A 22,412-nucleotide genomic window follows, 5' to 3' on the forward strand; every position below is an offset into this window, starting at 1 on the left:
CGCCGCCAAACGCCGACGGCAACAGAACGCCAGTGGCGACAGGTCTCTTCAGGACACGTCCGGCCCGTAGGCTGCGGCGATGCGCCCGCCGACGATGCCGCGACCGACTTCGCCCACGGGACGCGTGGTGCGGCGGACCGCCTCGCCCTCGACCACCCGCCAGGCGGTACGGTCGGCGAGCAGCGCGGTCAGGACAGCGTGGTTGAGCTTGTGACCGCCACGCACCGAGCGGTAGGCGCCAAGCAGCGGCAGGCCGGCCAGCGCGAGATCGCCGATCACGTCCAGCACCTTGTGGCGGGCGCATTCGTCGGCGTAGCGCAGGCCCTCGGTGTTGAGCAGCCGCTCGTCGTCGAACACGACGGTATTGTCGAAGGAAGCGCCGAGTGCGTAACCCGCGCTCCAGAGCCGGGCGACGTCGCACATCAGGCCGAAAGTCCGGGCACGGCCGACTTCGCGGCGGAAGCGCTCCGGGCTCAGATCGAAGCCGTAGCTCTGCTGGCCGATGACGGGATTGGTGAAGTCGATCTCGATATCAACGCGGAATCCGTTGGCGTGGGGCCGGATCTCGCCGAAGGAGTCACCGACCTTGGCCGAGATCGGCTTCAAGATCTGAATGAAGCGGCGCTGTGCCGGCTGGCTGACGATGCCGGCCTGGTCGATCGCGGCAATGAAGGCCGCGGCGCTGCCGTCCATGATCGGCACTTCCGGTCCGTCGATCTCGATGGTGGCGTTGTCGACGCCCATGCCCCGCAGCGCAGCGAGCACGTGCTCGGCGGTCGAAACCAACGGGCCGTCACGATCGCCGAGGACGGTGGCGAAGTCTGTCGCGATCACCTGGTCGGCGGTCGCCTGAATCTCACGGTCACTTCCCTCGAGGCCGGTGCGGACAAAAACAAACCCCGCATCGACGGGCGCAGGCCCCAGCGTGAGAGTGACGGGAAGCCCGGAATGAACGCCAACGCCGGCCACGGTGGCTTGCGCACGAAGCGTTGTTTGCCGGCTAAATTTCATCAGGAATCCGCCCCACTACGACCCACTGCGACTTATACTAGGCCCGCTTGGCCGGCCAGTGCCGACGGTTGCGAATCTCCGTATCCCCAAGTCACGGCAAACCATAGTCACAGCCTCAAACAGCGCCAACTCACGCTTTTTTACCGATTGTTACCCCAAACCTGCCGTATTCGCGCCAAGGCTTAACCAAATTGCGCCGGAGTTTGGGGCCGTTATCGGCAGTTTTACTGAACCACCAAATGCGTAATTAATGATTTAAAATCAGTTGTTTGATCCCGCAATCCGGGCATGCACGGGACCAAAGGAAAGGTCCCGGCAAGCTTCCCGCCGGGACCTTTTTTCGTCAGCCGTATTGTAACAATCCTCAGGTCGCCTGACGCCTCAGGAAGGCCGGGATATCAAGATGGTCGTCACCCTGTGGCGCCGGCGCAACAGGCGCCGGGCGGCCATGCATGTCCAGGCCCTGAGGCGCAGGACGGCGGGCATACTCCGATACCGGCTCGCTTGCCGCGATCTGCTGCGCCACGCTCTTCTGGGGCCGGCGATCGGGCAACGGCGGCATCGCGGGACCGGCGGTGCGGGCTGCGACCGGCGCCTCACTCTCCTCGTCGCGGCGGCCGAGGCCGACATTGGCGAGGCGCTGGAGCAGCGACAGGCGGGTCTTCTGCGGGGTCTCTTCTTCAACCTCGCCGCGGGCCTGGCGAAGCTCAGCCTGGGCCGGCATCGGCAGTTCGTCGATACGCGGCATCCGCGGTGCACGGACCGGCCCACGCTCGGCCTGCGGCGGGATGAAGGTTTCCGGCGTCATCGGCTCCTGCATCGCGACGGGGGCCATGTCGGGCTCCGGAAACAGCGTCGGCTTCTGCGCGATCGGGCGTACCGTGACGTCGCCATAGGTCTGCATCGGCGCGGGCGCCTGCGGGACCTCGGCAACGGCAGCCGCGATGGCGGCCAGCGCGGCGCGCTCGACATTCGGACGCGGCGCGGTCGGGGCGGCGGCCGGGATCTGGGCTTCCAGCTTCTGGGCGCGCTCGGCCATGCGCTGATTGTCGGCGCGCAGACGCGCGGTCAGATCGGCGAGACGGCTCTCGGCAGCGGCGGCCGGAGCAGCGGGAGCCTGCTGCACCTGTTGAATCTGCTGCGGCGCCGCGTTCGCGACCGGGGCGCTGGTGGCCTGGGTGTTGCGGGCGATCGTTGCCTGCTCGATGCCGGTGGCGACGACCGAGACGCGGATCAGGCCGTCGAGCGCTTCGTCGAAGGTCGCGCCGACGATGATGTTGGCGTCCTGATCGACTTCCTCGCGGATGCGGGTCGCGGCTTCGTCAACCTCGAACAAGGTGAGGTCCTTGCCGCCGGTGATCGAGATGAGGAGGCCCTTGGCGCCCTTCATCGAGCTATCGTCGATCAGCGGGTTGGCGATCGCGGCTTCAGCAGCGGTCAGCGCGCGCTTGTCACCGGAAGCTTCGCCCGTACCCATCATCGCCTTGCCCATCTCGCGCATGACGGCGCGAACGTCGGCGAAGTCGAGGTTGATCAGACCTTCCTTGACCATCAGGTCGGTGATGCAGGCAACGCCGGAATAGAGCACCTGGTCGGCCATCGCGAAGGCGTCGGCGAAGGTGGTCTTCTCGTTGGCGACCCGGAACAGGTTCTGGTTCGGGATGATCAGGAGCGTGTCGACGACCTTGTGCAGTTCGTTGATGCCGGCCTCGGCGGTGCGCATGCGGCGTCCGCCCTCGAAGTGGAACGGCTTGGTCACGACGCCGACGGTGAGGATGCCCATGTCGCGCGCGGTCTTGGCGATGACGGGTGCTGCACCGGTGCCGGTGCCGCCGCCCATGCCGGCGGTGACGAACACCATGTTGGCGCCCGAGAGATGGTCGCGCAGTTCGTCGATCACCTCTTCCGCCGCCGCCGCGCCGACGTTCGGCTGCGAACCCGCACCGAGGCCTTGCGTGACCGCAGTGCCCATCTGCACGATGCGCTGCGCCTTCGACATCGTCAGCGCCTGCGCGTCGGTGTTGGCGACCACGAAGTCGACGCCCTGGAGGCCCGCCGTGATCATGTTGTTGACGGCGTTGCCACCGGCGCCGCCGACGCCAAACACGGTGATCCGGGGCTTCAATTCGTGAATATCAGGAACATTGATGCTGATGGTCATGTTTGCCTCTCGATCACGCGCGCGTGGGTTCGCCCCGGCCGGCGGCCGCGGGAGTTGGTGAAATGCGAAGGTTGCGGAACCGGTTCATCAGAAGCCCTCGCGTAGCCATCGTCCGACCTTTCCAAAATAACCGCCCGTCCCTGTCTTGACCTGCTGCCGCGTATGCCGCGGTTCGACATGCTCGTGATGAACATATTGCGGGTAGACGAGGAGCCCGGCCGGCACCGCAAACGCGGCGTTCTTCGCTTCGTTGGGCAGCCGGCCGAAACCGAGCGGACGTCCGACCCGCACGGGCCGGCCGAGAATCTGCGTGCCGAGTTCGACGAGGCCGGTGAGCTGCGAGGCGCCGCCGGAGAGCACGACGCGGCCGTTGGGCTCTGAGGCGAAGGGCGAATCCTTCAGCTTGTCCCGAACCATTTCGAAGACTTCCTCGGCACGGTGCTTGACGATGTTGGCGATGGTGGCGCGGGAGACGATCTGCGGCAGATCCTGCTCGTCACCGGCTGTCGGTACAGACATCAGCTCACGCGAGTCCGATCCACCGGTGATGACGGTCCCATATAACGTCTTGATTCGCTCGGCATCGGCAATGGTCGCGGAGAGTCCGCGCGCGAGATCCATCGTGATGTGTTGCCCGCCGACCGCAAAGCCCGCCGCATGCACGAAGCGGCCGCCGGAATAGACCGCGATAGTGGTGGTGCCCGCGCCCATCTCGACGACGGCCGCACCGAGATCGGCCTCGTCGTCGGTCAGCACCGATAGGCCGGCCACATACGGGCTCGCCGCCATGGCTTCGACATTGATGTGGCAGCGCTCCACCGCCAGCATCAGGTTACGGGCAACGGTGGCCTCGCAGGTGACGACGTTCATGTCGACGCCGAACTGATGCGCGACCATGCCGCGCGGATCGCGGATGCCCTTGACGCCGTCGAGCGTGTAGCCGACCGGCAGCGCGTGCAGCACGGTGCGGCCCTCGCCGGTGGCGTGGCGCATGCCGGTCGAGGTGACGCGGCTGACATCGGCCGGCGTCACGGCGCCGCCGCGGATGTCGGCCGCAGCTTCGACCAGCTGGCCGGAGAGCCGGCCGCCGGAGACCGACAGCAGCACGGACTCGACCCGCACCTTGGCCATCTTCTCCGCCAGCCCGACGGCCTGCCGTACCGCCTGCTCGCATTCGGCAAGATCGATCACCGCGCCGGCCTTCATGCCGCGCGACTGGATCTGGCTGTAACCGATCAGCTCCACCGCGTGGGTACGGTCGCGCAGGGCTTCGCTCGGCGCCGACGGCCTCAGCCGCGCAATCATGCAGGCGATCTTGCTGGTGCCGATATCGAGGCAGGCGACGATGCCGCCGCGCTTGTGCGGCATCGGGCGCGTCTTCGGGGTCTGGGTGCGATCAAGACCGGTCATGCGGCGTCCCCGGCCTTCTTTTTCTTCTTGTCCTTGAACAGGTCCTCGCGTGCCTTGGCGGCGTCGTCGGACAGCTGCACCACCAGGCGATCGGGCAGGCGCATGTCGACGGCGACGATGTCGCGGGAGAACAGCTTGTCCTCCTTGTCGAGCCTGGACAGCGTCGCGAGGGCGTTGCCGACGTCCTGCTCGGGCAGACGGATGTCGAGGCCATCCTTGAGCCTCAGGTTCCAGCGCCGCTCGCCGACATAGATCGCGGCCTTGATCACCGAATTGATCTGCGGATAGCGCGCCAGCAGCGCCAGGAAATCGCGCGCCTGGGTGTCGGCGCCTTTGCCGACCACGAGCGGCAGCGACAGGAACCGGCGCGAGACGTAAGGCTCGAGCACCGCACCATCATCGGCGATGACGGAGAGCCGGCCGGCCTCCTGCCACAGCGCGAACGCCTGGCGCTCGGTGATGTCGATCATGAGCCGGCCCGGATAGAGCTTCAGCACGGTCGCGTCCGCGATCCAGGGATTGGCCTTGAGCTTGTCGCGCACGACGTCGGCGTCAAGAAACAGCAGCGAGGAGCGGCCGCTGACCCCGCCGACCGCGAGGATCTCGTCCTGGCTAAGCTGCTTGCGGCCGTTGATCACGACAGAGGTGATGCGGAAGCCGGCGGAATTGGCCAGCGCGTTGCGGGTGTCGCTGACTGCGGCGATGAAATCCTGGAGGTGCCCGCCCCTGACGATGCCGAAGCCGCAGCTTCCGACCAGCAGCAGAACGGTCATGGTGATCCCGATCCGGCGCGGCGCATAGCGCTCGACCAGCGCGACCACGCGCGGCGGCGGCTCGCGCTCGACGACGGGCTTGGCTTTGGTCTTGGACCTGATCTTGTTCTGGGCGACAGCGCGCTTCTGGTCGCGCTTATCCTGCACCCACTCGCGCAGAAGCACGACCGCTCCGATAGCGGCCGCCTTCAGGTCAGCTTGGGGCCTCAGCGATCTCAGAAACGACCGGGTGAGGCTTCCTGCACCATCCATTGCACGAGCTCGTCAACAGTTAGCCCGCGACATCGCGCGGGTCCTGGCGAACATGACGTCTCGGACTTGCCGGGCCGGGTGCTGGTCTTCAGAAGAAGAAAACCTCTCCCCTTCAAAGCGTTCGCTGGAGGTGACATCACCCGCAACAGCCCACGCGCCGGCAGCCAAAGCGTCATATGCGCCGCCAGCGTTAACCTTCGGACGTCCTGGTAAACAAAAGGTAAACTTCGTTAACGCGGGATGCGTTTTGCCCAGGCATGTGAGGCATTTATGCCGCGATGTCCGGCATTTTACCGGTTTTGGGTTCCAAAACCGGGCATTTCGCCGGTTCGGCCGTTAACCAGTCCTAATTATTTTCTTACGCCCCGCTCGGCGAGCTCGACCAGGCCGCGCAGGAAGTCGACGACCTCGATGCCTTCGGCTTTCAGCGCCTTTGGGTAGAGCGAGGACTTGGTCAACCCGGGCAGCGTGTTGGTCTCGAGATAGATCAGGCCCCTGTCGGAGACGATGAAGTCCGAGCGGGAATAGCCGGTGCAGGACATCGCGCGATGCGCCAGCATCGCCTGCTCCTTCAGCGCAGCGGTGATCTCGGGCGAAAAACGGCCGGGGCAGATCTCCTGGGTCGACTTCAGGAGATATTTTGCGGCGTAGTCGAAATTGCCCTCGCCCGGAATGATCTCGATCGGCGGCAGCGACATGATCGAGCCGTCGGCGCGCTCCAGCACGCCGCAGGTCGCCTCGACGCCCGCGATGTAGGGCTCGATCACATAGTCTTCGTGCTTCGCCGCATTGCGGACGGCGACGAGATCCTGCCTGGCGTTGACGAAGATCAGGCCATAGCTCGAGCCGTCGCGCGCCGGCTTTGCGATCAGCCGGCCGTATTCGGCGAAGGCCTCGTCGATCTTGTCCAGCGCAACATTGGCCGGCGGCGTCACGCCGCCGAGCGCGGCGAAATGCTTGGCCGCAATCTTGTCGAAGGCGAGATGCGAGGAGGCCGAGCCCGATCCGGTGAAAGGCACGCCGCGCGCCTCGCACATCACCTGCAATTCGCCGTTCTCCGCGCGCCCGCCATGCAGGCCGAGCACCAGCACGCGGCCTTCCGTCTTGGCCTGGTCGAGCGCCTGCCCCAGCGGAATGCCCGATGTGCCGGGCTTGAACTCGTCCTCGAATGGACGGGCGTGTTCGAGCAGTTGCTTCGACTGCACGACATGCACCTTGTCCTCGACGTCCCACCACCAGAGATCGGCCTCGGGCAGCGCCTGATGTAACGCCTGGGCTGAGGCGACCGAAACCAGACGCTCCCGGTTGGAGCCGCCGAAGAGGATGGTGATGCGCATGTTCTCTCGTCGCCTGTCCAGGTTAGCCGGGAATTCCAATCCGCTTGATTTCCCAATGTAGCCCAATTCCGGAGTTTGCCTTCACCCGTTCGCGCACGGTCTCGCCCAGCGTCTCGATGTCGTGCGCGGTGGCATCGCCCGTGTTGATCAGGAAATTGCAGTGCATCTCCGAGACCTGCGCGCCGCCGACGCGCAGGCCGCGGCAGCCGGCGGCGTCGACCAGCTTCCAGGCGGAATGGCCGGGCGGGTTCTTGAAGGTCGAGCCGCCGGTCTTTTCGCGGATCGGCTGCGCGGTCTCGCGGTGGGTCTGCACCTCCGCCATGCGCGCGCGGATCGTATCAGTATCCCTGATCTCTCCGCGAAAGCGCGCGGAGGTGAAGATGATGGAGGGGTCGACGCCGCTGTTGCGGTAGACGAACTTCATGTCGGCGTTCGAGAACACGTGCTTGCTGCCGTCCCTCGCAACGCCGGTCGCCTCGATCAACACGTCCTTGGTCTCGCCGCCATTGGCGCCCGCATTCATGCGCAGCGCACCGCCGATGGTGCCGGGAATGCCGAAATAGAATTCGAGCCCGCCGATATTGGCGGAGGCCGCCACTTCCGCCACGCGCTTGTCGAGCGCGGCAGTTCCAGCGGTGACGACATCGCCGCTCGCGCTCGCCTCGCCAAAGGCGCGTGGCGCCAGCCGAATCACCACGCCCGCAATGCCACCGTCACGCACGATCAGGTTGGAGCCGACGCCGACGATATAGACGGGAATGTCGGACGCAAGATGCGCGAGGAAGTAAGCGAGATCGTCCTCATCCGCCGGCGTGAACAGCATCTGCGCGGGACCACCGACGCGAAACCAGGTGAGCTCGGCCAGCGACTGGTTGGCCAGCATCCGGCCGCGCAGCTCCGGCATTGCGGCTTTGAGTTCGGGCGTGATGTCGGGGAAGCTCATGGCGCGCTGACCGACATGCGAGCTAGATTGAGATTGCGCCGTGTGACGTTGTCCGCCAGCGCCCGGGGCTTACCCCTCTCCCCAACCCTCCCCCGCAAGGGGGGAGGGAGCCTGACCAGCGTGCTCACCTCATCCAGCGTCACAGCTGCGCTCTGATCCTTTGCGAGAGTCAGGGAGGCGCCGGCGGATGGGTTCCCTCCCCCCTTACGGGGGAGGGTTAGGGAGAGGGGTGGCCACACGGGCGGTGGTCGACGATGACTTGACATCCGCTCGCTCACCCCAGCGCCTTCAATTCGCCGGGCAGCGCATACGCCCATTGCGTGATGTTGCCGGCGCCAAGGCACACGACGAGATCGCCGGGCTTCGCAAGGCCCTTGACGATACCTGCGAGCTCCGGCGCGGCCGGCAGCGGGATCACCTCGCGGTGGCCGTGGGCGCGCAGGCCCGCGACGAAATGATCACGGTCGATGCCGTCGATCGGCGCCTCGCCGGCGGCATAGACATCGGCGACAACAACCGCATCCGCATCGTTGAAGCAGGTGCAGAATTCCTCGAACAGCGATTGCAGGCGGGTGTAGCGATGCGGCTGCACCACGGCGACGATCTTGCCGTTGGTGGATTCCCGCGCCGCCTTCAGCACTGCCGCGATCTCGACGGGGTGATGACCGTAATCGTCGATCACCGTGACGCCGTTCCACTCGCCGGTCTTGGTGAAGCGGCGCTTGACGCCGCCGAAGCCTGCGATCGCCTTGCGGATCGCCTCGTCCGACACGCCGAGTTCGCGCGCGACCGCAATCGCGGCCGTCGCGTTGGAGGCGTTGTGGCGTCCCGGCATCGGCAACATGAGATCGGCGATCTCGTGCACGGCGCCGGTCTTGCGATCGCGGAACGCCACCTTGAACTTGGAGCCACCGCCCATCGGGGTGAGGTCAAGCAACCGCACATCGGCCTGCGGATTCTCGCCATAGGTGATGATGCGGCGATCCTCGATCTTGCCGACGAGGCTCTGCACGACGGGATGGTCGATGCACATCACCGCGAAGCCGTAGAACGGCAGGTTCTCGACGAAATGCCGGAACGCGTCCTGCACCGCCTCGAAGGTCTTGAAGTGATCGAGATGCTCGGGGTCGACATTGGTGACGATCGCAACGTCCGTCGGCAGCTTCAAAAACGTGCCGTCGCTTTCGTCGGCTTCCACCACCATCCAGTCGCCGGCACCGAGGCGCGCATTCGAGCCATAGGCATTGATGATGCCGCCATTGATCACGGTGGGATCGAGGCCGCCGGCATCGAGCAGCGTTGCGACCATCGTGGTCGTGGTGGTCTTGCCGTGGGTGCCGGCGATCGCGACGCAGCTCTTCAGCCGCATCAGCTCGGCCAGCATCTCGGCGCGGCGCACCACGGGAATGCGCCGTTCGCGCGCCGCCATCAGTTCCGGGTTGTCGCGCTTGATCGCGGTGGAGACGACGACGACCGCAGCGCCGTCGACATTCTCGGCCTTGTGGCCGACCGAGACCTTGGCACCTGCCTTGCGCAGACGGTCGAGATTGTAATTGTCGGAGGCGTCCGAGCCCTGCACGGCGTAGCCGAGATTGACCAGCACCTCGGCGATCCCGCTCATGCCGATCCCGCCGATCCCGACGAAGTGGATGGGTCCGATCTCGCGCGGCAGTCTCATGCTCTGTTCCCTGACCTTGCCGCCGGAAAGGCGGCATCTGGCGAAGGTCACGGCCAAATCAGCCGCGCGCCTTTCCTACTGGATGCCCCGCTTTGGAAGGCCAAGACAAGGGCTTTTTCGCGTCAGATTCCCGCGACTTTGACCACCAGATCGGCCAAACGTTCGGCCGCATCGAGCCGCCCCGCCCCCTTCGCGGCCGCGGCCATGGAAGCAAGATGCGCGGGCTCGGCGGCGAAGGCGGAGATCTCGGCGGCGAGCCGGTCGGAGGTGAACTCGTTCTGCGGGATACGGATCGCGCCGTCGACCTTGGCCAGCACGCCGGCATTGGCGAACTGGTCCTGGTCGATCGAGCCGGGCAGCGGCACCAGGATCGAGGGCCGTCCGATCGCGGCGAGTTCGGCGACCGTGCCGGCGCCTGAACGCGACACCACCAGATGGTTGGAGGCGAGCCGCGCCGGCAGATCGGTGAAGAACGGCGCGAGCTCGGCGTTGATCTTGAGCTTGTCGTAGACCGCGCGCACGCGCGCCATGTCTTCGTCGCGCACCTGCTGGGTCAGGACGAGCCGGCTCCATAGCGCAGGCTCGAGGCGCTCGATCGCACCGGGGACGACGTCGGCCATAATGCGCGCACCCTGGCTGCCGCCGACGACGAGCAGGCGCAGCGGTCCGTTCGCTTCAGGCGCGACATATGGCACGGCGGCTGCGGCGAGGATCGCCGGACGCATCGGCGTGCCCACGGTCGTGGTCTTGCCTGCCAGCGCCGGATCGCGGTCGAGCACGCCGGGCAACGACGTCGCGATGGCGCGGACGCGGCTCGCCAGGAACCGGTTGGCGCGGCCGAGCACCGCATTGGCGTCGTGGATGACGCTGGGGACGCCCGCAAACTTCGCAGCGACCAGAGGCGGCAGTGTCGGATAACCGCCGAAGCCGACGACGGCGACGGGCTTCAATCGCTTGATCAGGCTATAGGCAGACAGCGCGCCGGCGGCGAGCGTGAGGCCGGCATAGGCAAGCTGCAATGGATTGCGGCCACGCGCGGTCTCGCTCGAGACGACGTCGATCATGTCCTTGCTGAACAGCCCGCTATAGCGCAGCGCCCGCTCGTCCGTGACGAGGCGGACGCGAAAGCCGCGCCGGATCAGCTCGACGCCGAGCGCCTCGGCCGGAAACAAATGGCCGCCGGTGCCGCCCGCGGCGAGAAGAATCAGGGGGGAAGTGTCCATGAAGACTGCTTTTACAAGGTCTTTCTCTTCATTGCGAGCGAAGCGAAGCAATCCGGACTGCCTCTGCGGAGACAGCCTGGATTGCTTCGTCGCTTCGCTCCTCGCAATGACGGCTTACGCGTAACTGCGCATCGCCTCGGCGTGGCCGCTTGCCTCGACTTCGGTGCGCGGGCGCAGCCGCGTCAGCGCCAGCATCATGCCGACGCCATAGGCCAGCGACACGATCGAGGAGCCACCGTAGGAGATGAAGGGCAGCGTCATGCCCTTGGCGGGGATGAGCTGGAGGTTGACCGACATGTTGATCGCGGCCTGCACGCCGAACAGGATCGCAAGGCCGGACGCCGCAAAGCGCGAGAACATGTCCTCGTTGGCGTAGGCGCGCGACAGCGTGCGGATCACGACGAAGGCGAACAGCGCCAGCATCGCAAGGCACAGGATGATGCCGAACTCCTCGGCGGCAACCGCGAACACGAAGTCGGTGTGACTGTCCGGCAGACTGCGCTTGGCGATGCCCTCGCCCGGCCCGAGCCCGAACCATCCGCCGTTGTAGAAGGCTTCCATGGCGGTATCGACCTGGAAGGTGTCGCCGGAAGCCGGATTCATGAAACGCTTGATGCGGCCGGCGACGTGCGGGACGAACAGATAAGCGCTGAACAGACCGGCCGCGGCGGCGCCCGCCAGGCCGAACACCCAGATCATGCGCATGCCCGCGATGAAGAACAGCGAGCCCCACACCATCAGGATCAGCATGGTCTGACCGAAGTCGGGCTCCATCACCAGCAGCGAGACCAGCATCAAGAGCAGCACCAGCGCCATCGAGGTCGCCGGCATCTCCGGCCGCCTGGTCGATTCCGCGAACAGCCACGCGGCGATGACGACGAACGACGGCTTTGCGATTTCGGAGGCCTGGATATTGACGCCGAGCAGCGTGATCCAGCGCCGCGATCCCTTCACTTCGGGGCCGATCGCGAGCGTCAGCACGATCAGGATGATGCTGGCCGCGAAGATGATCAGGGCCGAGCGGCGGATCGCGCGCGGCGTCAGGAAGGACACCCCGAGCAGCACCAGGCAGGAGGGCGCCAGGAACATCACGTGCCGGCTGAAGAAGTGGAACGGATCGAGCCCGATGCGGGTCGCGACCGGCGGGCTCGCCGCCAGCGACAGGATCACGCCGGTGAGCATCAGCGCCAGGATGGCGCCCATCAGCGGCTTGTCGACGGTCCACCACCACTCGGAAAAGGGGGTGCGTTCTTCACGGGAGAGCATGGGCGGCCGCTTTCGGACAGAGGTCGGTCCATTGGTCGCCGAGGTTGGTTACCGGGGGGTTAAGGAAACGCGGATGTTTGGAGATAGGAGCGAGCGCCGACCTCACATGCTCGTCATGCCCCGGCTTGACCGGGGCATCCAGTACGCCGTGGCCTCCCGGCTCAAGCACCGCCTCTGGGATACTGGGTCGCCCGGTCAAGCCGGGCGACGACAGCGGAGCAAGGAGTAGCCGCGCCCTACACCACCGGCTTCACACCCGGCAGCGCCTGCACCAGCTCGCGGAACTTGGTGCCGCGGATCTCGAAGTTGCGGTACTGGTCGAAGGACGCGCAGGCGGGTGACAGCAGCACCACCGCATCCGCGAGGCCCGAGGCTTCGGCATCGCGCGCGGCGTGCTCGACGGCGACGTCCAGCGTCTGGCTGATCTCGTGCGCCACTTGCGTGCCCAGCGTTCCCGAAAATTCCTGCGCGGCCTCGCCGATCAGATAGACCTTGCGGATGCGCGGGAAGTAGCCGGTCAGGCCAGTGATGCCGCCCGCCTTGGGCTTGCCGCCGGCGATCCAGAAGATCTCCGAAAAGGACGACAGCGCATGCGCAGTCGCATCCGCGTTGGTGCCCTTGGAGTCGTTGACGAACAACACGTTGCCGCGGCGGCCGACCTGCTCCATGCGATGCGCGAGGCCGGGAAAGCTGCGCAGCCCGTTCTGCAGCACATCGAGGCTGATGCCCATCGCGAGCGCGGCGGCGGCGGCGCAGGCCGCGTTCTGCGCGTTGTGCTGGCCGCGGAGCGAGCCGATGCCGCCGAGCTTTGCGACCTCGCTCCGCGCGCCGCCAGCGGTGCGCACGATATTGCCGTGCTCGACATGGATGCCGGAGGCCAGCGGGTTCTTGACGGAGATCCGCACCACGTTCTTGCCGGCGCGGTCGAGCCGGTCGGCGATGTCGCGGCAGAAGCCATCGTCGACACCGACGATCGCGGTGCCGCCTCCTTGCACGCTGGCGACGAGACGCTCCTTCACCGCAGCGTAGTGCGCGAGGGTGCCGTGACGGTCGATGTGGTCCTCGCTAACATTGAGCAGGATGCCGACGGAGGGATCAAGCGAGGGCGTGAGGTCGATCTGATAGGACGACATCTCGATGACGTGGACGCGGCCCGTGCGCGGCGGCTCCAGCGACAGGATCGCGGTGCCGATATTGCCGCCCGTCTGGGTGTCGTAGCCGGCGACCTTTGTCAGATGCGCAATCAGCGCGGTCGTGGTCGACTTGCCGTTGGTGCCGGTGATCGCGACGAACGGCGCGTTGGGCGCGTGACGGCGACGCTCGCGGCAGAACAGCTCGATATCGCCGATCACCTCGCAGCCGGCCTCGCGCGCCTTCAGCACGCTCCAGTGCGGCACCGGATGCGTCAGCGGCACGCCGGGCGCGAGCACCAGCGCCGCGAAATTCGCCCAGCTGACATTGCGCAAATCGGCCGTGATGAAACCCGCTTGCGCGGCCTTGGCGACGTTCTCGGCATTGTCGTCGGCGGCAATCACCTCGGCGCCGCCCGCTTTCAACGCGTGACAGGACGCAAGCCCCGAGCCGCCGAGGCCGAACACCGCGACCGTCTTGCCGGCGAAGGATGTGACCGGGATCATCGATCGATCACCGCAGCTTCAGCGTCGACAGACCGGCGAGCGCCAGCATCACCGAGATGATCCAGAAGCGGATCACGATCTGCGGCTCGGTCCAGCCGAGTTGCTCGAAATGGTGATGGATCGGCGCCATGCGGAAGATGCGCTTGCCCGTCATCTTGAACGACACCACCTGCACGATGACGGAAACCGCTTCCAGCACGAACAGGCCGCCGATCACCGCGAGCACGATCTCGTGCTTCACCGCGACCGCGATTGCGCCGAGCATGCCGCCGAGCGCGAGCGAGCCGGTGTCGCCCATGAAGATCGAGGCCGGCGGCGCGTTGAACCAGAGGAACCCGAGACCGGCGCCCAGCAGCGCGCCGCAGAGCACCGCGAGCTCGCCGGTGCCGGCGACATATTTGATCTGGAGATAGTCGGCGAACACCGCGTTGCCGGCGAGATAGGCGATCATCGCAAAGCTCGCGGTCGCGATCATCACGGGCACGATGGCGAGGCCGTCGAGACCGTCGGTGAGGTTCACCGCATTGCCGGCGCCGACGATGACGAAGGCGCCGAACACGACGAAGAACCAGCCGAAATGCAGCACGGTGTCCTTGAGGAAGGGAATCGTCAGCGCGGTCGACGCGGGATCGCGGTTCAACCGCACCAGCGCATAGCAGGCGACCAGCGCGATGGCTGCCTCGATCAGCAGGCGCAGCTTGCTGCCGAAGCCCGTCGTGGTCTGCTTGGTCACCTTGAGGTAATCGTCATAGAAACCGACGAAGCCGAAGCCGAGCGTCACCGCCAGCACGATCCAGACATAGGGGTTGAGCGGATTGGCCCACAGCACGGTGCCGACCGTGAGGCCGGACAGGATCATCAGCCCGCCCATGGTGGGCGTGCCTTTCTTGGCGAGATGCGATTGCGGGCCGTCGGTCCGGATCGGCTGGCCCTTGCCCTGACGGATGCGCAGATGGTCGATGATCCAGGGCCCGAACAGGAACACGAACAGCGCGCCGGTGACGACGGCGCCGCCGGTGCGGAAGGTGATGTAGCGGAAGACGTTCAGGAAGGTGCGAACGGCACCGAAGCCGGGAAATGTGTTGGAGAGCTCGATCAGCCAGTAAAACATTCAGACGGTCCTATGGCGCCTTTGCACGCGGCCCTGGTGTTGGCCTTGACTTGCCTCACGCGCATTCGCGGGTCTTCTTCATGGGGTCGGGCGACCTCTGGGAAAACGGACGGCTTCGCGCCGCAAAGGGTGGGATTCGGGAACAGCGCCTTCCAAGCAGTTTACGCCTTTGCCTGCAAGGCGGCCACTAGGCCCGGCACAAACTTGTTGACCCAGAACATCTTCTTGCTGCCCTTGACAACCACGACATCGCCTGCCCTCAGCAGATTTGCGACCTCGCCCGGCTTCAGCGTGGCGGGGTCGTCGTGCCAGCCCAGGCCCTTGCCCGCCGGCAACACGTCGTACAGATGGCGCATCAAGGGACCTACGCAGTAGACGCCGTCGATGCCGTCGAGATGCTTGGCGAGGGCCGTGTGGTAGCTTGGTGCGTCATCGCCCAGTTCCAGCATGTCGCCGAGCACCGCAATGCGGCGGCCGCCGGTCACGTTGCGCGCCTGGAGGCTTTGCAGTGCAGCAGCCACGCTGGCCGGATTGCCGTTGAAACTGTCGTCGATCACGGTGACGCCGCCGATCGCCTGCTCGACGCCGCGGCCGGTCATGATGCCGACCCGGTCGAGCTTGATCGCGAGCGTCGCCGCATCGAGGTTCGCGGCGCGGATCGAAGCGAGCGCAGCGAGCGCATTCTGCACGCGGTGCGGTGCGCCCGGCGTCAGGCTGAAGGCGATCTCCTTCTTGCCGAGCGCGGCCACGACCTGCCAGCTCTCGCCATGCGGCGCGTGCGCGACCTCGTGCACCTCGGCTTTCTCGCCGAAGCGTACGACCTTGCCCTTCCAGTCCGGCGCCTTGATCCCGGCAGGCAGCACCAGCACGCCGTCCTCGGGCAGGCCGAGCGCGATCGACACCTTCTCGCGCCTGATGGCTTCGAGCGAGCCGAGCTTTTCCAGATGCACCGGCTGAACGTTGACGACGAGCGCGACGGTCGGCCGCGTCAGCTCGCTGAGCCGCGCGATCTCGCCGGTCTGGTTCATGCCCATCTCGACGACCCAGAGGCTGGCATCGGGCCTCGCGTTACACAGCGTCAGCGGCACGCCCCAGAAATTGTTGAAGCTCGACGGGCTGGCATAGGCGCCGGGGTAGGCCGCGAGGAATTCCTTGGTGCTGGTCTTGCCCGCGCTGCCGGTGAGTCCGATCACCGGTCCGTTGAAACGGGCGCGTGCGGCGCGTGCGAGGCCCCAGAGACCGTCGATCAGCGTGTCCTTGACGACGATTTGGGGAATGCGGATGCCGGCGATCTCGTGCGGCACGATCATCGCGACCGCGCCCGAAGCTTCCGCCTTGTCGGCGAACTCCCAGCCGTCACGCGCACTCGCAAAGGCCGAGATGAAGCCGCCGCTCGGCGTACCGCTGAGCGCGACGAACAGACAGCCCGGCTTCACCAGACGGCTGTCCTGGGTGACGAAGTCGATCGGCGTGTCCCGAAATGATCCCGCAGCGCCCAGCGCACGCGCCACTTCGGCAACCGTCCATATTGGCGCGCTCATGCATCCCTCGACGCTAATGCGGCGGCGACCGCCTCGTGATCACTGAAGGGCAGCACCTCGCCGCCGACGATCTGCCCGGTCTCGTGGCCCTTGCCGGCGACGAGCAGCGCATCGCCGTCTTCCAACTCCTCGATCGCGGTGCGGATCGCCGCGGCACGGTCGCCGATTTCGCGGGCACCTTTTGCAGTCGCGAGGATTTCGGCGCGAATGGCTTCCGGCTTCTCGCTGCGCGGATTGTCGTCGGTGATGATGACGCGGTCGGCGTTCTCGGCCGCGATCTCGCCCATGATCGGGCGCTTGCCGGCATCGCGGTCGCCGCCGGCGCCGAACACGACGACCAGCCGGCGTTTTGCGTAAGGCCGCAAAGCCTGCAACGCCTTCTCCAACGCGTCGGGCTTGTGGGCGTAGTCGACGAAGATCGGCGCACCGTTGCGCTCGCCGACGCGCTCGAGCCGACCCTTGGCGCCTTCGAGATGTTCGAGGCTCGCAAACACGTTGGCCGGATCGCTGCCGGTGCCGATGGCCAGACCGGCCGACACCAGTGCGTTCTCGATCTGGAATTCGCCGGCCAGCGGCAGCCGGACCGCATAACGCTTGCCGCGATGTTCGACGGCAAGGACTTGCGAAAAACCTTCGACCTCGGCCGCGGCGAGACGAATGCCCTCGCCTCCCCCGTCGCCGTTGCGGCCGACCGCCATCACGCGCAGGCCGTGCGACCTGGCAGCATCGATTGCTTCCGCCGAGCAATCATGATCGGCGGAGATCACCGCCGCCCCATCCGCCGGTACCAGTTCGCGGAACAGGCGGAGTTTTGCTGCGAGATAATGCGCGACGGTTGGATGGTAATCCATGTGGTCGCGCGAGAGATTGGTGAAGCCGCCGGCGGAGACACGCACGCCGTCGAGGCGGTACTGGTCGAGCCCGTGCGAGGACGCCTCGAAGGCGAGATGCGTCACGCCTTCGCGCGCGATCTCATCGAGCTGCCGGTGCAGCGCGATCGGATCCGGCGTCGTCAGCGAACCGTAGACGGTACGCTTGGGCGAGACGAGACCGATGGTGCCGATGCTGGCGGAGGCATGCCCCAGCCGCTCCCAGATCTGGCGCGTGAACGCGGCGACCGAGGTCTTGCCGCTGGTGCCGGTCACCGCCGCGATGGTCGCCGGCTGTGCGGGGAAGAATTTGGCCGCGGCCAGCGCCAGCGCGCGGCGCGGATTGGCCACCGTGACGAACGGCACCTTGCTGCTATCAGGTGCATGGTCGCCGACGATCGCCACCGCGCCTGCTGCAATCGCGGCATCGACGAAGCGCGCGCCGTCGGTCTTGCTGCCCGCGAGGGCGAAGAAGAGATCGCCGGGCTTGACCACACGGCTGTCGAGCGCAACGCCGGTCACATCGAGCGCCGCGACAGCGGGCTCGATTGCGGCATCATTGCCTGGAATGTCCTGACCTAGGAGGTCGCGCAGCTTCATGGTCTTCCAGTCGACATGCCGTGCCGGAAAGCCGAATCTTCGGAAAAGCCCCGACTCAGCAGCGGCGACGGCCTCCCCCGTTGATTACTGGGTTGTCCTGGATGCTGCAAGAATAAGGCGGTCGGACGGCGGCAGGTCAAATCGTGGCTCGATGCCCAGAAGCGGCGCGATCCGCTCGATCACCTTGCCGCCGGTCGGCACTGCGTTCCAGCCCGAGGTGATGAAACCATGCGTTTCGGGCAGCGCCTGCGGCTCGTCCAGCATGATCAGGATCTGATATTTTGGATTGTCGGAGGGCATGATCGCCGTGAAGGAGTTGAGCACCCGCTTCTTGGCGTAGCGGCCATTGATGACTTTCTCGGACGTGCCGGTCTTGCCGCCGACATAATAGCCCTTGACGTCTGCCTGTCTCGCCGACCCGACCTCCGCATTGAGCCGCATCAGATACCGCATCTTGTCGCTGGTCTCTTGCTTGATCACGCGCTTGGCCATCGCCGCCGCTTCGGATTCGCTTCGCTTCATGAAGGTCGGCGGAATCAAATAGCCACCGTTCATCAGCGCGTTGATGCCCATCACCGCCTGGAGCGGCGCCACCGACAGGCCCTGGCCGAACGCGATGGTGACGGTGTTCAGCTCACTCCAGCGGCGCGGCACCAGCGGAGCCGCGCTCTCGGGCAGCTCGGTGCGCAGCCGCGTCAACTGGCCCATCTTGGCAAGGAACGCCTTGTGCGCCTCGACGCCCTGGCCGAGCGCGATCCGCGCAGCGCCGATGTTGGAGGAGTAATAGAACACTTCCTTGGTGTTGATGAAACGTCCGAGCGAATGACTGTCGTGGATGGTGAACTTGCCGTAGTGCAGGTTTCCGCGTGCATCCCACGACGAGTTCAAATTGATCTTTCCGGAATCGAGCGCCATCGCCAGCGTGAACGCCTTGAAGGTCGAGCCCATCTCGTAGACGCCCGTAGTCAGGCGGTTGATGCGGTCGGGGTCGTGCGCTTCCTTCGGATTGTTGGGATCGAAATCCGGAAGCGAGACCATCGCCACGATCTCACCGGTCTTGACATTCGAAACGATGCCGGAAGCGGCCTTGGTGTGGTACTTTTCCTTGGCCTTCAAGAGCTCGTCGCGCAGCGCGTGCTCGACGCGCAGATCGACCGACAGCTCGATCGGCTTTTGCAGCCGGTCGGTGGCAAAGCCTGCGCGGTGGAGATCGGCGAGCCCTTGATTGTCGAGCCACTTCTCCATGCCGGCGATGCCCTGGTTGTCGATGTTGACGAGACCGATGAGGTGGGCGACCTCGTTGCCGGTCGGATAGACGCGCTTGTTCTCGCGCAGGAAGCCGATGCCGGGAATGCCGAGCTTGTGGATGTCCTGTTGCTGCCTCGGCGTGATCTCGCGCTTGAGCCAGACAAAACCCTTTCGCGCCGACAGGCGCTCGCGCACCTCGGCCTCGTCGAGGTCGGGCACGGTGGCGGTGAGAAGCTCGATCGCCTCGTCCTTGTCGATGATGCGGCGCGGCTCGCCGAACAGGCTCGCGGCCTTGACGTCGGTTGCCAGGATCGCGCCGTTGCGGTCGACGATGTCGGGCCGCGCGGTCGCGACCACCGCGGCAGCACGGCGCGCGCTGTGGGCGTCGGCACCGATCGCGAACATCACGAGCCGGCCGCCGATCAGGACGTAGACCGAGGTAAAGGCGATCATCGCGAGGCCAACGCGCGCGCGCGCCTTCGCGGCGCGGTCAACGTTGCGCCCGTAGAGCAGACTGCGGATCAGCCGCTGCCGCCAGGGCTCGGTCGGCTTTTGAGTTGACTTGGCCGGGGTCACAGCGCTCATTGCTTGTCCTCGGGCTGAGGAACGGAGCCCGTCACCGTATCCGGATCGCTCGCGGCTTCGATGGTGTTGAGCATGGCCCCGATCGGATCCGGCTCGCCCGGCCTGAACATCCGCGGCGGACGCTCCGGCAGGTTCTTCAGCGAGTCATATTGCGTGCCGTTGACCGGCTTGAGCGGCAGATGCCGGTCGGACAGGCCCTGCAGACGCAAGGGCGCATCGAGCTTGGCCCATTCGGAGCGCAGCGCCGCGATCGCATCGCGCTGCTCGCGGATCTCCGCATGCAGCCGCAGCACCTTTTCGGTGCGCGCCGTGGAGTCCATCTTGATCCGGTAGACGTAGGCCGCCGCGAAGATCAGCGCGCCGATGACGAGGAGGTGGATGAAGCGCATGCGCTAGCCGCCCCTCATCACGTCGGAGAGCTTTGGCCAGGACGAGGTCTCGCCGTCGTCGTGCGCGGGCGCGGACGTGCGCTCGGCGGCACGCAGTTTTGCGGAACGCGCGCGTGGGTTATGGGCGACTTCCTCTTCGCCAGCGATCACCGGCCGCCGGGTCAGCAGCTGGAAGCTCGGCGCGGTTTGCGCCACTTCCGGCAGATGCCGCGAACCGCCGCCGGTCTTCGAACGCTCGGCGAGGAAATTTTTGACGATGCGGTCTTCCAGCGAATGAAACGAGACCACCACGAGGCGGCCGTCCGGCCTGAGCACGCGCTCGGCCGCAGCGAGCGCGGTCTGGAGTTCCTCGAGCTCTTCGTTGACGAAGATGCGCAGGGCCTGGAACGTTCGCGTCGCCGGATGAATATCGCCGGGTTTCGAGCGCACGACCCTGCCGACGATATCGGCGAGCGCGCGCGTTGTCGTGAACGGCGTCTCCTGCCGGTCGGCGACGATGGCGCGGGCGATGCGGCGCGACTGCCGCTCCTCACCAAAGAGATAGATGATGTCGGCGAGATCGCTTTCCGAGGCGCGCGCGACGATGTCGGCCGCCGTCGGCCCCGCCTGCCCCATCCGCATGTCGAGCGGACCGTCGAGACGGAAGGAGAAGCCGCGGCCGGCCTGGTCGAGCTGCATCGAGGAGACCCCGACATCCATCACGACGCCGTCGACGGCATCGACGCCTTGCGCCGCACAGACCTCGGCGAGATTGGAGAAGCGGTCCTCGACCAGCGTCAGCCGGCCCGCGGAGCGTTGGACGAGCTCAGCCCCGCCGGCGATCGCCGTGCGGTCGCGATCGATCGCAATCAGCCGGGTTCCCGGCACGTCGAGAATGGCGCGGCTGTAGCCGCCGGCACCGAAGGTGGCGTCGATATAGATCCCGCCCGCGCGCGGCGCGAGATGATCGACCGCCTCGCGGCCAAGAACGGGGATGTGCGGAACCGAGCTCATGCGCCACACCCGCAGAGCGTCCATGCGAGATCTGGGACGAGCGAGTCCATTACGCCTCGAATAATTCCGCGTCGCGGCGGTTCCACGACCCAACCCTCGTCCAGCATGGTTACCGAGCCCGGTCATCCCGGGCCGCAAACCCAGTGTTCCCAGTGGAATTTGTCGGGCAGCCATGGGATTTCGAGCCAAAATACGCTTTGGCCGCCTCCGGACGCGGGTCGGCTCTTCAATCCTCAGTAACGGCCCTTAGCGTTAAGAAACCGTTGATCGGCTTGTTACAAGTCGAAAAGGTGACGCGTCGGTGATGCTCCATCCACACACATGCGCCAAAATGCATCCATTAACCGCGCCGCGCGATTGCGCGCGGCGGAGGGTAAAGGAATAGTAAAGAGAAGGGCTTGGCCCACTCTCTGTCCGACTTGAGCTGTCTATGTCGTCCGGTCCTTCCACGCCGTCTGGATCTGATTCGAAACGTCAACGCGTTCTCCCGGTTCCCAAGGCCGCGGCGAACACGCGGACGTTCGAGCCGGATTCCTCGATCGTCTCCGACATCATCCCTTCGCCGAACCATGGCGACCGCAACAAGGGACGGCAGCCGGATATGATCCTGCTGCACTACACCGGCATGCCCGACGTCGAGGGCGCGCTGGCGCGGCTGTGCACGGCGGGCACCGAAGTGTCGGCGCATTACGTCGTGCTGGAGGACGGCCGCATCGTGCAATGCGTGCCCGAGGCCAAGCGCGCCTGGCACGCGGGCGTCTCGTCCTGGGCCGGCGAGGACGACATCAACTCCTGCTCGATCGGCATCGAGATCATCAATCGCGGCCATGACTGGGGCTATCCGGAATATCCGTCGCGCCAGATCGCCGCCGTGATCACGTTGTGCCGCGGCATCATGCTTCGCCGCAACGTCGCCGCGCACCGGGTGCTCGGCCATTCCGACGTCGCGCCGGCGCGCAAGAAGGATCCCGGCGAGAAATTTCCGTGGCATTCGCTGGCCAATTCCGGCGTCGGACACTGGGTGACGCCCGCGCCGGTCGTGCGCGGCGAGAGCCTGATGCTCGGCACCATCAGCGACGAGGTGCTGAGCCTGCAGCAGGCGCTCGCCCGATACGGCTACGGCGTGCCGCTGACCGGCAAATACGACGCCGCGACGATGGAAGTCGTCACCGCCTTCCAGCGCCATTTCCGCCCCGCGCGGCTCGATGGTGTCGCGGATCACTCGACGCTGTCGACATTACAGGCGTTGCTCGCGAGCCTGCCGGCGAATGCAACGGCGGTCGCGGCGAAGTAACGGCGTTCGTCATTGCGAGCGCAGCGAAGCAATCCAGACTGCCTCCGCGGAAAGAGTCTGGATTACTTCGTCGCTACGCTCCTCGCAATGA

At 66.0% G+C, this 22,412-nt stretch carries 17 protein-coding genes; 1 reads left to right on the top strand and 16 read right to left on the bottom strand.

All coding sequences use genetic code 11. The features are described 5' to 3' along the window. Positions 1 to 48: 48 nt before the first annotated feature. The 16 genes from lpxC to rsmH form a co-directional block, all read right to left on the bottom strand. The gene (gene lpxC / locus J4G43_RS39075) at positions 49 to 1,011 is read right to left on the bottom strand and encodes a UDP-3-O-acyl-N-acetylglucosamine deacetylase (protein ID WP_208088185.1); all 963 of its coding nucleotides are present in this window, start codon (positions 1,009 to 1,011) and stop codon (positions 49 to 51) included. A gap of 364 nt (positions 1,012 to 1,375) precedes the next feature. Beyond that, positions 1,376 to 3,172, bottom strand: a complete 1,797-nt coding sequence (ftsZ, locus tag J4G43_RS39080; RefSeq protein WP_071910402.1) for a cell division protein FtsZ — start codon at positions 3,170 to 3,172, stop codon at positions 1,376 to 1,378. Between the two features lie 87 nt (positions 3,173 to 3,259). Next, on the bottom strand, positions 3,260 to 4,582 hold the full coding sequence (gene ftsA, locus J4G43_RS39085) for a cell division protein FtsA (RefSeq protein WP_071910400.1): 1,323 nt from the start codon (positions 4,580 to 4,582) through the stop codon (positions 3,260 to 3,262). Next, positions 4,579 to 5,607 (bottom strand): cell division protein FtsQ/DivIB, encoded by a 1,029-nt coding sequence (locus tag J4G43_RS39090; protein WP_208088186.1) that lies wholly within the window; start codon positions 5,605 to 5,607, stop codon positions 4,579 to 4,581. Before J4G43_RS39090 ends, ftsA begins: the two co-directional genes overlap by 4 nt. Before the next feature lie 350 nt (positions 5,608 to 5,957). Continuing rightward, positions 5,958 to 6,944, bottom strand: coding sequence for a D-alanine--D-alanine ligase family protein (locus tag J4G43_RS39095; protein WP_071917205.1), 987 nt, complete (start codon positions 6,942 to 6,944; stop codon positions 5,958 to 5,960). Between the two features lie 22 nt (positions 6,945 to 6,966). Next, the gene (gene murB / locus J4G43_RS39100; protein ID WP_208088187.1) at positions 6,967 to 7,887 is read right to left on the bottom strand and encodes a UDP-N-acetylmuramate dehydrogenase; all 921 of its coding nucleotides are present in this window, start codon (positions 7,885 to 7,887) and stop codon (positions 6,967 to 6,969) included. 274 nt (positions 7,888 to 8,161) lie between these two features. Then, positions 8,162 to 9,565, bottom strand: a complete 1,404-nt coding sequence (gene murC, locus J4G43_RS39105; protein WP_208088188.1) for a UDP-N-acetylmuramate--L-alanine ligase — start codon at positions 9,563 to 9,565, stop codon at positions 8,162 to 8,164. Between the two features lie 122 nt (positions 9,566 to 9,687). Next, positions 9,688 to 10,788, bottom strand: a complete 1,101-nt coding sequence (gene murG / locus J4G43_RS39110; RefSeq protein ID WP_208088189.1) for an undecaprenyldiphospho-muramoylpentapeptide beta-N-acetylglucosaminyltransferase — start codon at positions 10,786 to 10,788, stop codon at positions 9,688 to 9,690. A 114-nt stretch (positions 10,789 to 10,902) separates the two neighbouring features. Next, a complete protein-coding gene (ftsW, locus tag J4G43_RS39115; RefSeq protein WP_208088190.1) occupies positions 10,903 to 12,054 on the bottom strand; it encodes a putative lipid II flippase FtsW in 1,152 nt (383 codons plus the stop codon). Between the two features lie 236 nt (positions 12,055 to 12,290). Further along, complete coding sequence (gene murD, locus J4G43_RS39120; protein ID WP_208088191.1) at positions 12,291 to 13,691, bottom strand: UDP-N-acetylmuramoyl-L-alanine--D-glutamate ligase; 1,401 nt, start codon at positions 13,689 to 13,691, stop codon at positions 12,291 to 12,293. A 7-nt stretch (positions 13,692 to 13,698) separates the two neighbouring features. After that, the gene (gene mraY, locus J4G43_RS39125; RefSeq protein ID WP_028156369.1) at positions 13,699 to 14,802 is read right to left on the bottom strand and encodes a phospho-N-acetylmuramoyl-pentapeptide-transferase; all 1,104 of its coding nucleotides are present in this window, start codon (positions 14,800 to 14,802) and stop codon (positions 13,699 to 13,701) included. 161 nt (positions 14,803 to 14,963) lie between these two features. Then, a complete protein-coding gene (locus J4G43_RS39130) occupies positions 14,964 to 16,343 on the bottom strand; it encodes a UDP-N-acetylmuramoyl-tripeptide--D-alanyl-D-alanine ligase (RefSeq protein ID WP_208088192.1) in 1,380 nt (459 codons plus the stop codon). Beyond that, complete coding sequence (locus J4G43_RS39135; RefSeq protein ID WP_208088193.1) at positions 16,340 to 17,812, bottom strand: UDP-N-acetylmuramoyl-L-alanyl-D-glutamate--2,6-diaminopimelate ligase; 1,473 nt, start codon at positions 17,810 to 17,812, stop codon at positions 16,340 to 16,342. Before J4G43_RS39135 ends, J4G43_RS39130 begins: the two co-directional genes overlap by 4 nt. 84 nt (positions 17,813 to 17,896) lie before the next feature. Beyond that, positions 17,897 to 19,645, bottom strand: coding sequence for a peptidoglycan D,D-transpeptidase FtsI family protein (locus J4G43_RS39140; RefSeq protein ID WP_208088194.1), 1,749 nt, complete (start codon positions 19,643 to 19,645; stop codon positions 17,897 to 17,899). Next, entirely contained in the window at positions 19,642 to 20,034 is a 393-nt protein-coding gene (gene ftsL / locus J4G43_RS39145; protein WP_014492951.1) for a cell division protein FtsL, read from the bottom strand. The genes J4G43_RS39140 and ftsL overlap by 4 nt, the downstream gene beginning before the upstream one ends. 3 nt (positions 20,035 to 20,037) lie before the next feature. Continuing rightward, complete coding sequence (gene rsmH, locus J4G43_RS39150) at positions 20,038 to 21,027, bottom strand: 16S rRNA (cytosine(1402)-N(4))-methyltransferase RsmH (RefSeq protein WP_208088195.1); 990 nt, start codon at positions 21,025 to 21,027, stop codon at positions 20,038 to 20,040. A 430-nt stretch (positions 21,028 to 21,457) separates the two neighbouring features. Between rsmH and J4G43_RS39155 the strand changes: the two genes are divergently transcribed. Further along, positions 21,458 to 22,321 carry an N-acetylmuramoyl-L-alanine amidase gene (locus J4G43_RS39155; protein WP_208088196.1) on the top strand — a complete coding sequence of 288 codons (864 nt, stop codon included), beginning with the start codon at positions 21,458 to 21,460 and terminating at the stop codon, positions 22,319 to 22,321. Positions 22,322 to 22,412 lie beyond the last annotated feature (91 nt).

Source organism: Bradyrhizobium barranii subsp. barranii (assembly GCF_017565645.3).
Taxonomy (GTDB): domain Bacteria; phylum Pseudomonadota; class Alphaproteobacteria; order Rhizobiales; family Xanthobacteraceae; genus Bradyrhizobium; species Bradyrhizobium barranii.